This window comes from Kaistia sp. MMO-174, from assembly GCF_037147815.1.
Classification (GTDB): domain Bacteria; phylum Pseudomonadota; class Alphaproteobacteria; order Rhizobiales; family Kaistiaceae; genus Kaistia; species Kaistia nematophila.
Window position 1 is genome coordinate 166,471 of sequence record NZ_JBBCUO010000005.1, and the last position, 14,217, is coordinate 180,687.

The 14,217-nt window shown below is 67.6% G+C and carries 14 protein-coding genes and 1 tRNA gene; 9 read left to right on the forward strand and 6 right to left on the reverse strand.

The window, feature by feature from the left end; genetic code table 11:
• Positions 1-35: 35 nt before the first annotated feature.
• The 5 genes from ihfB to aroA form a co-directional block, all read right to left on the reverse strand.
• Positions 36-320, reverse strand: coding sequence for an integration host factor subunit beta (ihfB, locus tag WFK98_RS18620; RefSeq protein WP_266336698.1), 285 nt, complete (start codon positions 318-320; stop codon positions 36-38).
• The gene (sppA, locus tag WFK98_RS18625; RefSeq protein ID WP_266336699.1) at positions 317-1,321 is read right to left on the reverse strand and encodes a signal peptide peptidase SppA; all 1,005 of its coding nucleotides are present in this window, start codon (positions 1,319-1,321) and stop codon (positions 317-319) included. Before sppA ends, ihfB begins: the two co-directional genes overlap by 4 nt.
• Positions 1,322-1,493: 172 nt before the next feature.
• Positions 1,494-3,194 carry a 30S ribosomal protein S1 gene (gene rpsA, locus WFK98_RS18630; protein ID WP_266336700.1) on the reverse strand — a complete coding sequence of 567 codons (1,701 nt, stop codon included), beginning with the start codon at positions 3,192-3,194 and terminating at the stop codon, positions 1,494-1,496.
• A 284-nt stretch (positions 3,195-3,478) separates the two neighbouring features.
• Positions 3,479-4,102: a (d)CMP kinase gene (gene cmk, locus WFK98_RS18635; protein WP_266336701.1), complete on the reverse strand. Its 624-nt coding sequence runs from the start codon at positions 4,100-4,102 to the stop codon at positions 3,479-3,481.
• Complete coding sequence (gene aroA, locus WFK98_RS18640; protein ID WP_336801274.1) at positions 4,099-5,457, reverse strand: 3-phosphoshikimate 1-carboxyvinyltransferase; 1,359 nt, start codon at positions 5,455-5,457, stop codon at positions 4,099-4,101. The genes cmk and aroA overlap by 4 nt, the downstream gene beginning before the upstream one ends.
• Positions 5,458-5,702: 245 nt before the next feature.
• Here aroA and WFK98_RS18645 point away from each other — a divergent pair, with 245 nt between their 5' ends.
• Entirely contained in the window at positions 5,703-6,095 is a 393-nt protein-coding gene (locus WFK98_RS18645) for a TIGR02300 family protein (protein WP_266336703.1), read from the forward strand.
• Between the two features lie 116 nt (positions 6,096-6,211).
• A tRNA-Ala gene (locus WFK98_RS18650) sits at positions 6,212-6,287 on the forward strand.
• A 260-nt stretch (positions 6,288-6,547) separates the two neighbouring features.
• Here the strand turns inward: WFK98_RS18650 and WFK98_RS18655 are convergent.
• Positions 6,548-6,859, reverse strand: a complete 312-nt coding sequence (locus WFK98_RS18655; RefSeq protein ID WP_266337349.1) for a c-type cytochrome — start codon at positions 6,857-6,859, stop codon at positions 6,548-6,550.
• 339 nt (positions 6,860-7,198) lie between these two features.
• Between WFK98_RS18655 and WFK98_RS18660 the strand changes: the two genes are divergently transcribed.
• From WFK98_RS18660 to WFK98_RS18690, 7 genes are all read left to right on the forward strand, one after another.
• The gene (locus WFK98_RS18660; RefSeq protein ID WP_266336704.1) at positions 7,199-7,471 is read left to right on the forward strand and encodes a hypothetical protein; all 273 of its coding nucleotides are present in this window, start codon (positions 7,199-7,201) and stop codon (positions 7,469-7,471) included.
• Between the two features lie 345 nt (positions 7,472-7,816).
• Entirely contained in the window at positions 7,817-8,089 is a 273-nt protein-coding gene (locus WFK98_RS18665) for a hypothetical protein (RefSeq protein ID WP_266336705.1), read from the forward strand.
• A gap of 281 nt (positions 8,090-8,370) precedes the next feature.
• Positions 8,371-9,396 carry an aldo/keto reductase gene (locus WFK98_RS18670; protein ID WP_266336706.1) on the forward strand — a complete coding sequence of 342 codons (1,026 nt, stop codon included), beginning with the start codon at positions 8,371-8,373 and terminating at the stop codon, positions 9,394-9,396.
• 184 nt (positions 9,397-9,580) lie between these two features.
• On the forward strand, positions 9,581-10,519 hold the full coding sequence (locus WFK98_RS18675; RefSeq protein WP_266336707.1) for a glycosyltransferase family 2 protein: 939 nt from the start codon (positions 9,581-9,583) through the stop codon (positions 10,517-10,519).
• Positions 10,516-11,697 (forward strand): glycosyltransferase family 4 protein, encoded by a 1,182-nt coding sequence (locus tag WFK98_RS18680; protein WP_336801275.1) that lies wholly within the window; start codon positions 10,516-10,518, stop codon positions 11,695-11,697. Before WFK98_RS18675 ends, WFK98_RS18680 begins: the two co-directional genes overlap by 4 nt.
• Positions 11,694-13,262: a glycosyltransferase gene (locus WFK98_RS18685; protein WP_336801276.1), complete on the forward strand. Its 1,569-nt coding sequence runs from the start codon at positions 11,694-11,696 to the stop codon at positions 13,260-13,262. Before WFK98_RS18680 ends, WFK98_RS18685 begins: the two co-directional genes overlap by 4 nt.
• A 78-nt stretch (positions 13,263-13,340) precedes the next feature.
• On the forward strand, positions 13,341-13,889 hold the full coding sequence (locus WFK98_RS18690) for a GNAT family N-acetyltransferase (RefSeq protein ID WP_266336710.1): 549 nt from the start codon (positions 13,341-13,343) through the stop codon (positions 13,887-13,889).
• The last annotated feature ends 328 nt before the right edge of the window (positions 13,890-14,217 follow it).

A 14,217-nucleotide genomic window follows, 5' to 3' on the forward strand; every position in this document is an offset into this window, starting at 1 on the left:
AACGGGCGGCCCGCCGCCCGTCGAGCCGGCCGCGATCAGTCGCCGTCGTTGAGACGCTCGCGCATCTCCTTGCCGGTCTTGAAGAACGGCACGTATTTCTCGGTGACCTCGACCTTCGAGCCGGTGCGCGGGTTGCGGCCCTGTCGCGCCGGCCGGTTCTTCACCGAAAAGGCCCCGAAACCGCGGAGTTCGACCCGGTCGCCCCGGGCCAGCGCATCGATGATCTCGTCGAGGATCGAATTGACGATGTGCTCCACATCCCGCTGGTAGAGATGCGGATTCTGTTCGGCGATCTTCTGCACCAGTTCGGACTTGATCACCGCGGAGCCCCCTCAGCGTCGTTCAGACCCGCCGGAGCCTGCCAAACGGATAGGAGACCGTCAAGCTGGAGTCTGGCGGGGATCAGGCCGGAAAGGCCGCTGCCGCGCAGCCAGTCCGGCGCGAAGCCGGCCTCGCGCGCCAGCCAGGCGAAAGCGGCGCTGGCGAAGGAGAACGGGCTGGAGCTGCCTTCGGGCTCCCAGTCGATCACGTGCAGGCGCGCATCGACGCCGCGCTTGGTTGTCAGCCAGCCGATCGCCGCCTCCTCGCCGCCGATCTCGTCGATCAGCCCGGCCTCGAGCGCCTGGTGGCCGGAATAGACGCGGCCATCCGCAAGCGCGAGCGCCTTCGGCCGGTCGAGCTTGCGGCGCTCGGCGACGATGTCGACGAACCAGTTGTAGGTATCGCGGATCAGGCTGTCGATGACGGCGAGCGACTCGGGCGAGGGCGGCGCGAAGGGGGAGGGCGCCGCCTTCAGCGGCGACGACTTCACCTCGGTCAGTTTGATGCCGAGCTTTTCCATGGCGCCGCTCACTTCCGGCGACTGGAACAGCACGCCGATCGAGCCGGTGATCGAGCTGCGATAGGCGACGATGTGGTCGGTGGCGATGGCGGTCATGTAGGCGGCCGAGGCGCCGACGGTGCGGATCGCGGCGACGGTCGGTTTCTCGGCGGCGAGCTTGCGGATGGCGTCATAGAGCGCCTCGCCGCCGGCGGTGGCGCCGCCGCCTGAATTGATCGAGACGATCACGCCCTGCACGGCGTCGCTCTTCGCGATCTTGTCGATCAGGTCGAGCTGGTCCTGGTTTTCGGAGATGAAGCCGGAGATCGTCACCCGGGCGATGTGCGGGCGGGAGCGTCCGCCGATGCCGTCGGGACCGGCCGCCAGCAGGCCGCCGCCGACGATGGCGAGCGCCGCCGCCACGAAGGCGAGGATGCGCCAGGTGGTCAGTTTTCGCCGTAACCGTCGGCGATCCAGGATCTGATCCGCGTCCATGCTCATCCATGCGCTCCCGGTCGATCTCGAAGACCCAGAACGGGTTACATGTTTTGCAATGCAGAATCAAACAAGTCCGTGCCAAGCGATTGTCGGCACAGGCGATTTCTGCATCGGCCCCAAACGAAAACGCCCCGGACGAGCCGGGGCGTTTCCTTAGTTCGATGGAACGGGAAGATTACTCTTCGCTGTCCTGGCGTGCCTTGAGGGCGGCGCCGAGGATGTCGCCGAGCGACGCACCCGAATCCGACGAGCCGTACTGGGCGACCGCTTCCTTCTCTTCGGCGATTTCCAGCGCCTTGATCGAGACGGCGACCTTGCGGGCCTTCTTGTCGAAGTTGGTGATGCGGGCATCGACCTTCTCGCCGACGGCGAAGCGCTCCGGACGCTGCTCCGAACGATCGCGCGACAGGTCGGCGCGACGGATGAAGGAGGTCAGGTCGCTGTCGGCCAGACGAACTTCCAGGCCGCCTTCGGTCACTGCGGTGATCTCGCAGGTGACGACAGCGCCCTTGCGCAGCTCGCCGGAAGCCTCGACGAACGGATCGCCGCCGACCTGCTTGATGCCGAGCGAGATGCGCTCCTTGTCGATGTCGACGTCGAGCACCTGCGCCTTGACCATGTCGCCGCGGTTGTACTCGTCGATGACCTGCTCGCCCGGACGGTTCCAGTCGAGATCCGACAGGTGGACCATGCCGTCGACGTCGCCGTCGAGGCCGATGAACAGGCCGAACTCGGTCTTGTTCTTGACTTCGCCTTCGACGATCGAGCCGATCGGGTACTTCTCGGAGAAGCTCTCCCACGGGTTCGACAGGGTCTGCTTCAGGCCGAGCGAGATACGGCGCTTGACCGGATCGACCTCGAGGATCATCACCTCAACCTCTTGCGAGGTGGAGACGATCTTGCCCGGATGGACGTTCTTCTTCGTCCAGGACATCTCGGAGACGTGGATCAGGCCTTCGATGCCCGGCTCCAGCTCGACGAACGCACCGTAGTCGGTGATGTTCGTGACGCGGCCCGAGAACTTGGCCTGGACCGGGTACTTGGCCTCGATGCCAGACCACGGATCGGCCTCGAGCTGCTTCATGCCGAGCGAGATGCGGTGCGTCTCGTGGTTGACGCGGATGATCTGCACGCGGACGGTCTGGCCGATCGAGAGCACCTCGGTCGGGTGGTTGATGCGGCGCCACGCGATGTCGGTGACGTGCAGCAGGCCATCGATGCCGCCGAGGTCAACGAACGCACCGTAATCGGTGATGTTCTTGACGACGCCCTCGATGATCTGACCCTCTTCCAGGCTCTGGACGAGCTCGGAGCGCTGCTCGGCGCGGGTCTCTTCCAGGACGGTACGGCGCGAGACGACGATGTTGCCGCGGCGCTTGTCCATCTTGAGGATCTGGAAGGGCTGCGGCGTGTGCATCAGCGGGCCGACGTCGCGCACCGGGCGGATGTCGACCTGCGAGCGCGGCAGGAAGGCGACGGCGCCGTCCAGGTCGACGGTGAAGCCGCCCTTGACCTGGTTGAAGATGACGCCCGTGACCTTCTCGTTCTTGTTGAACTGCTCCTCGAGACGGATCCAGCTCTCCTCGCGGCGCGCCTTGTCGCGCGAGAGAACGGCTTCGCCGAGAGCATTTTCGACGCGCTCGAGATAGACCTCGACCACATCGCCGACCTTGAGCGCGTTCTCGCGGCCCGGGCCGTTGAATTCCTTGAGGGCCACGCGGCCTTCGGTCTTCAGACCGACGTCGATGACGGCGAGGTCCTTCTCGATGGCGACGATCGTACCCTTGACGACGCTGCCCTCGAAGAGGTCTTCATTCTGGAAGGATTCCTCGAGAAGCGCGGCAAAATCTTCCCGGGACGGATTGGTTACAGCCATGAAAACTCCTGGTGCCATTGCTGGCATGCGTCGGCGGTTCGTGTTGCGAAAACCCGGATCGCGTTCCTGCCCACGACGGAAATCGGGGCTACCGCATTGGGGCGGACCGACGCTTCCGGACCGCGATTCGGGTGCTTATCGATGCGCTCGGAACGCCGAAACGGCCTCGGATGGCCATTTCCGACGCCCTGAACGCAAAGATCTGGGCTCTATATAGGGTCGATCTCGCAGCGGCAAGGCCAAATTGGCCGATTTCTGCGCCTTTGGCCGGTGCCGACGTTCAATCAGTCGTGTCCGGCCTCGACGATCGCCACCGCGGCCGCGAAGGCCGCCTCGGCGTCGAGCGCCGTGGTGTCGAGGCGCACCGCGTCGTCGGCCTGGCGCAGCGGCGCGGCCGAGCGGTGCGAATCGCGTTCGTCGCGCTCCAGGATCTCGGCCAGGATCCGCTCATAGGGCACGTTGCGGCCCTTGGCGTTCAGCTCGTCGGTGCGGCGGCGGGCGCGCACTTCCGGCGACGCCGTGACGAAGATCTTGACGTCGGCGTTCGGGCAGATCGCCGTGCCGATGTCGCGGCCGTCGAGCACGGCGCCTGGCGCCGTGCGGGCGAAGGCGCGCTGGAACTCGACGAGCGCGGCGCGCACTTCCGGATGCACGGCGACGCGCGACGCCAGTTCGCCGGCCTCGCGGCCGCGCAGTTCGGGATGGTCGAGGTCCTTCGGCGTCAGCCGGCGGGCGACGGCGCCGGCCTCGGCGGCGTTGTCGAGGTCGAGCCCCTGTTCGGTCATCAGCCGGCCGATGGCGCGGTAGAGCAGTCCGGTGTCGAGATGGTTGAGGCCATAGTGCTTCGCCAGTTTCAGGGCGATCGTGCCCTTGCCCGCGGCGGCGGGTCCGTCGATTGCGATGATCATGCTGCGGCGGGCTCCGCCCTTTCGAAATGCGCGCCAAGCCCGCTCATCAGGGCCTGGAATTCGGGAAAGTGGATGTCGATCGGCGTGGCGTCGTCGATCGTCACCGGCGCCTGGCCGGCGAGGCCGAGGACAAGGAAGCTGATGCCGATGCGATGATCGCGCCGGGTCGCGACGTCGCCGCCGCCGATGCGCACCGCGCCGCCGGTGACGGCAAGCGATTCCGGCCCCTCCTCGACGGTGACGCCATTGGCGCCGAGGCCGGCGGCGAGCGAGGCGAGGCGGTCGGATTCCTTCAGCCGCAATTCGCCGATGCCGTCCATTACGGTGATACCCTCGGCGAAGGCGGCGGCGATGGCGAGCGCCGGATACTCGTCGATCATCGACGGCGCCCGCTCGGCCGGCACGACGACGCCCCGAAGCCGGCTGGCGCGGACATGGATGTCGCCGACCGCCTCGCCGCCGATCGTGCGGCGATTGCCGATCTCGATGTCGCCGCCCATCTCGATCAGCGTCTCGATCAGCCCGGTCCGCATCGGATTGAGCAGCACCGCCTCGATCGTCAGTTCCGAGCCTTCGATGAGGAGGGCGGCGACGATCAGGAAAGCGGCCGAGCTCGGATCGCCGGGAATGGCAACCTGCTGCGGCTTCAGATCGCGCCGGCCTTCCAGCCGCACGACGCGTTCGCCGTCGGCGCCGAGCTCGATCTCGATGGCCGCGCCGAAGGCCTGCAGCAGCCGCTCGGTGTGGTCGCGCGTCGGCGTCGGCTCGATGATGGTGGTGACGCCCGGCGTGTTGAGGCCAGCGAACAGAACCGCCGACTTGACCCGCGCCGAGGGGACCGGCACGCGATACTCGATCGGCAGGGTGATGTCGGGGCCCTTCAGGGTCAGCGGCAGGCGATCCTTCGAGCGGGCGAGCACCTGCACGCCCATGCGGCGCAGCGGATCGAGGACGCGGCCCATCGGCCGGTTGCGCAGCGAGGCATCGCCGCCAAAAGTCGCGCTGATCGCCTGGCTGCCGACGAGACCGAGGGCGAGGCGGGCGCCCGTGCCGGAATTGCCGTAGTCGATCACGTCCTCCGGCTCGAGGAAGCCGCCGACGCCGACGCCGCGAACCTTCCAGATCCCGGCGCCGGTACGCGTCACGCTGGCGCCGAAGGCGCGCAGGGCGGCGGCCGTCGCCTGCGTGTCCGCGCACTCCAGCAGGCCCTCGATCGTCGTCTCGCCGATCGCCACCGCCCCGAGCATCAATGCGCGATGCGAGATCGACTTGTCGCCGGGGACGCGGACGCGGCCGCGGAGCGGGCCGGCGGTCCGGGCGGTCAGGGCGGCGGGAGGTGGCGCGGCAGATGGCATAGGGTCGGGCTCCTCGGTATTCGGCACAGGCGAATTCGGGGTCGCGCATGCGGCTCAAGGACCAGAAGGGACGGTCGTCGGATAGCACGGCCACCGCCCGCCGTCATCCGGGTCGAGGCGTCGGATCGCGGCTTGCCGCCGGGAACCGCCTGAATGCAAGGGAGCGCCTGTGCTAGAATTGCTTTTGACAGGGCCTGTGCGAGTCATTAAGGGACAGCCGCTCTTTTCAACCGATGAGGCACGACGTGGCGAAAGCGGAACTCGGCACCAAGCGGGTCGACCCGGAGACGGGCAAGAAGTTCTACGACCTGAACAAAGATCCCATCGTTTCGCCCTTCACGGGCGTTTCGTATCCCCGTTCGTTCTTTGAATCGGGCACGGCCCCCAAGGCCCGCCCGGCCAATGTGACGGACGATGAAGACGAAGAGATCGAGGACGAGGGCGACAAGAGCGCCGAATTCGTCAGCCTCGAAGAGGCCGACGAGGAGACCTCGGGCGGCGCGATCGCGGTCGAAGGCGACGAAGACGACGTCGAGCTCGCCGACGATGACGGCGATGACGTCTTCATCGAGGACGAGGAAGAGGAAGGTGACGACGTGACCGACATCATCGGTGGCGTCGACGACGAAGAGTCGTAAACCTATCCACAGGCACCGGTTCGATTTTTTGAATTGGCGCTTGATTTGAAAAAAGGCGCGGCTTAAGAGTTGCGCCGTTCCGGGGGGGTCCCCAACCCCTCCGACTTCGAGATAGTGGGGCCATAGCTCAGTTGGGAGAGCGCTTGAATGGCATTCAAGAGGTCGTCGGTTCGATTCCGATTGGCTCCACCATCCTCCCCCCTTCGCTGAAGGGAACGAAAGCCGCCTCCGGGCGGCTTTTCGCTTTTTGGGGCTTTGCCGGCCAAGTATGCGCGTAGACCCAGGGATGCGCACAAAATCCGGGACGGCTTCTCCGCCGATCGGCGAGCCGAAAGCCGGCGCAGCTTTTTTCCCGCATACGATCGATGGCGCGGCCGGCCGATATCGGGGCCGAGGGTCCCGATTCGTCCTGACCGATTGGTGCCGTCTTCGGCAAGCGGACGCGGGACCGGCTAGCGCTTCTTGAGCGACATCAGATAGGCGACGACGTCGCGCTTCTCGTCGTCGAACAGCCGGTAGATCGTCATCGGAAAATGATCCTCGGCGAGGAACTTCGTGAAATAGGCCTGGTCGCGGCCGGGCCGCTTGACGATGTCCTCGTAGCGCGGCGCCATTTTCGGGTCGGGCTTGTCGTTGGCGCGCAGATGGCACATCCGGCACCATTGATCGACCACCTGCTTGCCGCGGGCTGCGGCGTCGTCGGCGTTGGCGCCGACCGAGAGCGCCAGCAGTGCCACGGTTCCGACGCCGATGCGCGCCGCCACCTGACCCAAGCCCGTTATTTTCCGTTTCCTGCTCATCCCGCGCATTCCAAGCTCCCGCCTCGATGGTCCGAGACTTAGAGCATTTCGATGCGCGCATGAAATGGTGAAACGGGACAACGCTTTGTCCGGCGCCGGCCTTTGCTGCCGCCACCGGGCAGGGGTGGGGCGGCGCCGGGCGCGGCGCATTTCGCGGTCGGGGCCGGCGGCCCGCGAATGCCGGCCGGCCGATCACAATCCCTTGAGGCTTTATAGGCCCGGCCGGTGGATGTCCCCATGTTGGGGCCGTCGCCGGGATCGGCGACCGGGGCACTCCGATGCTGAAAACGCTGGAGACCAGCCATGAAGAAGCATCTCTACCTTCTCCCACTTGCCGGCCTGTTGCTTGCGTCCGGCACCGCTCTCGCGGCCGAGACCATGAACGGCGTGGTCGCGCGGGCAGACCCCTATACCGGGGAACTGGTGCTGCTCGGCGGCGCCAATATCCAGGTGAGCGACCCGTCGGTCCTGCGCCATCTGGCGCCGGGCGAGCACGTGATCATCACGCGAAACGACAACGACACGATCGGCGTGCAGGTGGACAGCTCCTATTCGGGCTCCGGCAGCAGCAACTAGCGCCTTTCAAGCGTCCCGGTGTTGGCGCCGCCAGATCGCGGGGCCACACCACGCGCGGCTGCCGAGACTTCGGCCGCCAGGAATTCGGCCGCAAAGACCTCGGCCGCCAAGCCTCGCCCGCTGTGGGGCGAACGCGAATTGCACCGGTCAGGTTATTAATGATGACCCTTGTCACTTAAATAGTAAGTGATTGATTAACTTTGTTAATTTTATCGGTTCGGTGCGGGATGAACGCTGATTTCATGTCCGCTGCATGAAATTTTGTTCATGAACCGGCCACCCCGTTGCCGACCTGTTTCGCAGCCCCAAATTCCATACGGGGCCGAAAAAAAACGGATGGACATCATGAGAAAGATTGCTCTGCTTATCCCCCTCGCTGGCGTTCTGGCCATCGGACCGGCCATGGCCGCCGAAACCATGGGCGGCGTGGTGGACTACGCCAATCCCGCGACGGGCATCGTCTCCGTTGGCGGGCAGACATTCCAGGTCACGTATCCGCAACTGCTGCGTGGCGTTTACGGCGGTGAGCATGTGATCATCACCAAGAACGACAACGGCACCGTCGGCTTCCAGGAAGACAGCAGCTATTCGGATGGTGGCGGCCAGACGGGCCAGTAGGGCGGCCGCGCGGCGCCTGTGATGTCTGGATTCGACGCTGCCGCGTCGAGCGGGTTGAAAAGGGCCGCCCCCAGGGGCGGCCCTTTCTTGTGGCGCAGGGGGCGAGGATCGCCCGCGCCGAAGCTGGGGCCTTGACGGCGGCGGCAGCGAGCGCCGAACCTGCGGGCGAGGACGGGGCCGCATCCAGCGATGTTGCGGGCGTGACCGACAGCCGGAACGGCGCGGTCGCGGGTCTTGCCATGACGGCTCCGCGATCTTGGAAACGCAAAGGAATGAACGTCATGGCACTTGAGACGCGCCCGCTTGGACGCACGGGGATTCCGGTCACGGTCCTTGGTTTCGGCTCCGCCCCGCTCGGCGACCTCTATCACCGGCTGGACGACGCCACCGCCCGCGGCGCCGTCACGGCGGCGGTTGAGGCCGGCGTCAACCTGTTCGATACCTCGCCCTTCTACGGGCACGGCCTCGCCGAGCACCGCATCGGCACCGCGCTGCGCGGCGTGCCCCGCAAGTCCTTCGTGCTCTCGACCAAGGTCGGCCGCTGGATGGATCCGCTGCACCAGCCGGCCGATGGCAACACCCAGCCGCCGAACTTCGCCGGCGGCCTGCCGCATCCCGCCCGGCTCGATTATTCCTATGACGGCGCCATGCGCTCGCTCGAGCAGTCGCTGATCCGCCTCGGCACCGACCGCATCGAGATCGTGCTGATCCACGACGTCGACGTCTATTCGCACGGCGCGGCGGCGGTCGACGGCCACTTCAAGGCGGCGATGGAGGGGGCCTACAAGGCGCTGGAGAAACTGCGCGCCGAGAAGGTGATCGACGCGATCGGCGTCGGCCTCAACGAAGCCGACATGTGCGAGCGCTTCGCCCGCGCCGGCGATTTCGACGCCATGCTGCTTGCCGGCCGCTATTCGCTGCTCGAACAGCCGGCGCTCGACAGCTTCCTGCCTCTGGCCGAGGAAAAGGGCATCGGCATGATGCTGGGTGGTGTGTTCAATTCCGGCATCCTCGCCACCGGCCCGGTCAAGGGCGCCAAGTACAATTACCGCGACGCGCCGCCGGAGATCCTCGAGCGGGTCGCGGCGATCCAGAGGATCTGCGAGGCGCATGGCGTGACGCTTGCCGACGCGGCGCTGAAATTCCCGCTCGGTCATCCGGCCGTCGCTTCGCTGGTGATGGGCTCGGTCGCGGCCGAGGAGACGAAACGCAACCGCGCCGCCTTCGATCGCGCCGTGCCGGCCTCGCTCTGGTCGGACCTGAAGACCGCCGGTCTGCTGCGCGCCGACGCGCCGACGCCGGCCTGAGCCGCGAGGGGCGGCGGCGCCAAGTCGCCGCCGTCCCTTTGCCGCCACCGCCCTGCCGTCTCCGCCGATCTTCGGGGTGTTACCCGGCGTCGGGCGGGATCGCCTATTTTCAGCCGCGCGCGGTTTGGATAATATCCAGACTGATCCTTTTCCTTTGCCGCAGCTATTCTTGGCAGGTGCCGTCGTGTCGCGTTCCACGCAGGGCTCGCAGCCCGAAACCGTCAGCGTGGTCATTCCGGCGCGGAATGCGGCCAAGACGATTGGATTGACGTTGCGATCGCTGGCGGGCGAGCGGGCGGTTATTCATGAAGTGATCGTGGTAGACGATGATTCCGACGACGATACCGCTACCATCGCCGGAAATTGCGCCGCCGATATTGATCTTCCCCTGGTTGTGCTTTCCAGCAACTGCCGCGATGCCGGCGAGGCGCGCAACCGGGCGCTGGCGCGCGCAAGCGGCCGCTGGATCTATTTCCTCGACGCCGACGACGTGCACCACGAGGGCGGCCTGCGGGCGCTGGTCGCGGCCGGCCAGGCAGCCGACGCCCCGGACCTGATCCTCGGCGGCTATCATTGCCGGCGGGCCGGGCGCGAGCCGGAGCCGTTCGCGCCGCTGCTGCAGGGACTTTCTGCCGAGAGCTATCTCGCCGGCCGGGCGGTGGTCATCGTCGTCGGCAGCGCGCTGATCGCCCGCGCGGCGCTGCAGGGCCTGCGCTTCCACGGCAACCTCGCCTATGACGAGGACACGCTGTTCTGGGCGGCGCTGCTCGCCAAATGCCGGATCGCCGCCGTCGATGCCGTGGTGATGACCTACAATGTCAGCCTGACGCGCGCCGACGACCGGCTGGCGGTGGATTCGCGCGAGCGCTTCCAGGCCTGGCGCCGCTGCCTCTCGAGCCTCGAGGCGCGCGGCATCCGCCGCCGCGCGCTGCGTCGGCGCGAGGCCTTCATGGCGATCAAGGTGGCGCGCGTGCATCTCGCCCGCGGCGAGACGGCGCTGGCGCATCATTTCCTCGGCGTGGCCTGGCGGACGCCGAAGACGGCGGCCGACACCTATCGGTGGCTGCGCATCCGCCTGAAGCTGGCGCTGCGGACCCGGCCTCGCGACAGGGCGGCCCAGTGAGGCGCATCCTGTTCCTGGCCGCGCATCCGGCCTTTCCGGCGATCACCGGCGCGGACCTGCGCAACTGGCAGAACGCGTCGGCCGCGGCGAAACTCGGCCCGGTCCGCTTCGTCTCCGTGCTGGCCGCGCCGGAGGGAAGCGCTAGTCCGGCCGGGATCGAGGTGCGTCATCTCGGCGGCGCCGCCGCCTCGCTTTATCGGCCGGTCGCCGGCCTTAGTTCGATCGACCTCCACATCGAACCGCCCATGCTTTCCGCCTTCGCGGCGATGCTGACCGATTTCAGGCCCGACACCGTCGTCGTCGAGCATCTCGGCCTTCACCCGTTCCTGCGGCTGGCGGGGGAAAGCGGCGCCCGTCTCGTGCTCGACCTGCACAATGTCGAATCGCATCTCGCCGCGCAGATCCCGCTGCGGCGCGACTGGTTCGGAACGAAGCGCCGGCGCGACAGCCGGGCGATCGCCGAGATCGAGGCAGCCGCCATCGCCAGGGTGGACCAGGTCTGGTGCTGCTCCGCCGACGATGCCGGGCGGCTCGCGGCGCGCGGCCTCGGCGAGGCCATCGTCGTACCGAACGGCCTGCCGCGCCCGGAGACGGCGCCGGTCGCGCTTGGCGCGGTGCCGCCGCCGCCGGGGCCGGAACTGCTCTTCATCGGTCATCTCGGCTACAAGCCGAACATCGCCGCCTGCGGGCGGCTGGCGCGCAGGATCCTGCCAAGGCTGCGCCGGCGCCTGCCGGAGGCCAGGCTGACGCTCGCCGGCCGGCACCCGGCGCGCCGCGTCCGTCGCCTCGCCGCTGCGGGCGTGCGCATCGTGGCGGATCCGGACGAACTGGCGCCGCTGCTCGCCAGCGCCCATATCGCCGTCGTGCCACTCACCAGTGGCGGCGGCACGCGCTTCAAGATCGTCGAGGCGATGGCGTGGGGCCTGCCGGTGGTGGCGACCCGGCTCGCGGCCGAAGGGCTCGGGCTTGCGGACGGAGAGGATCTGCTGCTCGCCGAGAGCGACCGGGTGTTCGCCGATACCATTGAAAGCCTCTGGCGCGATGAGGGCCGGCGCGCCGCCTTGCGCAGCCGGGCGCACGCCGCCGCCTGGCAGCGCTTCGGTCCCGAGCCGATCGAGCGGGCCGTCCTTGGCGCGCTTCGAGCGCTTGCCGCCCCTGGAGCCGTGCCGAACCCGTGATCCCGAAAATCATCCACCAGACCTGGCGCGACCGCGACATTCCCCAGGCGATGCAGGCCTTCGTCGCCAGCTGGCCGAAGCTGCATCCGGGCTGGGAGATCCGCCTCTGGACCGATGACGACCTGGCGCGGCTGGTCGAGACGGACTATCCGCATCTCGCCGAGCTATATTTCGGCTATGCCAGGCCGATCCAGCGCGCCGATCTCGGCCGCTACCTCGTGCTCAGGAGCTATGGCGGCGTCTACGCCGATCTCGATGCCGAAGCGCTGCGGCCGTTCGATGAATGGCTCGGGGCCGACCGCCCGGTCTTTGCCGAGGAGCCGCGCAGCCATCTCGCCGAGACGGTGGTCGCGGTGCGGCAGTTTTCGCACGTCGTCTCCAATGCCGTCATGCTGTCGCCAGCCGGGCATCCCTTCTGGAACGCGGTGATCGATCTCGCGATCGAATGCCGCCACGCGCTCGATCCGCTCGATTCGACTGGGCCCTTCCTGCTGACCGGCGCGGTCGAGGCGACGAATGCGGAGATCCGCCCCGAGGTCCTGCCCGGCTATATGTTCTCGCCGCGTGACAAGGCCGGCCGCGACTGCGCGGATATCGATCCCGCCCGCCCCGCGCTGGCGCAGCATCACTGGCTGCACACCTGGGTCGGCGCGGACGAGACGCTGCGTCTGCCGGTGCGTTTGAAGACGGCGTTTCGCAAGGCGAGGCTCCGCTGGCGCGAGCGCGGCGCCGAGCCCGCCTCGGTACGCGAGGCGTCGGTCGACCGCGCCGCGCTCGCCAGGCAGGCGCCGGCCGACGGCACGGTGCTGGTCGCCATTCCCGTCCGCAACGCCGCCGCCACGCTCGACGCGCTCTTCGCCCATATCGAGGCGCTGGACTATCCGGCCGAGAAGCTGTCGATCGCCTTCCTCATCGGCAATTCGATCGATGACAGCCTCGAGCGACTGCGCGCCTTCCTCGCCCGCTCGCGGCGGCGCTTCCGCCGGACCCTGCTGGTCGAGCAGGATTTCGCGGCCCCCGACAGCGGTCCGCGCTGGAACCTGCGTCATCAGCGGGTGCGGCGGAGCCGCATCGCCCAGGCTCGCAACCGCCTGCTCGACGCAGCGCTGGTCGATGAGGACTGGGTGCTCTGGATCGATGCGGACATCGTCGATTTTCCGCCCGACATTCTCGGTCGCATGCTGGCCGAGCGGGCGCGCGTCGTGCATCCCGATTGCGTCCGGCAGCCGGGCGGGCCGAGCTTCGACCTGAACGCCTGGATCGCCCTGGCCGAGCCGCGCGACGACCAATGGATCAAGCATGTGCGGGACGGGCTCTACCAGCCGCCGGTCGGCCATCTGCGGCTCTACCAGCATGATCTCCGCCATCTCCGCCGGGTTCGGCTCGATTCCGTCGGCGGCACCATGCTGCTGGTCGATGCCGCCATCCATCGTGCCGGGATCACCTTTCCCGACCAGCCCTATCGCCGGCTGATCGAGACGGAAGCCTTCGCCGCCCTGGCGCGCCGGTTCGACATCGAGATCATCGGCCTGCCGCAGATCCAGATCCGCCACGCCGAGGGCTGAGGGCCGCGCGCGCTGCTGGCGATCGCGCCTCGCTGCCGATACCGTCGCCGGAGCAGGCGGAGAAGGCTGGGAGGGGCGATGCTGTACCGGAATGCGCGTGCGTCAGACCTGGAGCCGATCATCGCGCTGCACGTCGAGGAGCAATGGCGAGCCTATGCCCATATTCTTCCTGCGGGATATCTGCGCGAGGAAATGCCTGCCCAAAAGCGCGTCCTGTGGAGCGCGCGGCTCGCGCCGGGCGCCGACCGCGAGCGTCTGTCGATCCTGGTGGCGGAGAGCGACGCTCGCCAGGTGGTTGGCTTCATCTGCTTCGTCCTCGAGCCCAACGACGCCTGGGGAAGCTATCTTCACAATCTCTACGTCGCTTCCAGCCATCAACGGCAGGGCATCGCGAGACGCCTGCTGGTCGAAGGCGTTTCCGGCCTGGGCTCGGATGTGAGGGCTGCTCCGGTGCATCTCTTGGTGTACCGGGCCAACGAACCGGCGCGCGCCCTGTATGAACGGCTCGGGGGAGCCCCCGTTGAACGGTTCATGCGCGGGGACCCTCCGGTCGAGCTATTCCGGTATCAATGGGCTTCGGCGGACGTGCTGCGGCAGCGGGCCGGTGCCGGGCTCTCGCCGCCGTAGCCGGATCCTCGGTTTGCGATCAACTCGTTGACGGCGCCGGCGACGTCCCCGATCGGCACAGCCGGATTGACCCGGTGCTGGTGGAAACAGGTCGATGACGTGGGTGCCGGTAGCTTCCATGCCAGCGGGTTCGAGCAGGCCGCCGCCTCGGCTACATCCCGGAGGAATGGCGAGGCCCCATCTGCAATCCGGGCGCTGGTGCGGCTGGTTGCCGACCTTCGGGCAAGGCGGACGCGGAAAATCATCCGGCTCTTTGTCGAATTCCGGCGCCGGCGTTCGTCGTCAGCATGGGGGCAGGTATCGGGCCGGCCCGGAGCACGACAGGAGA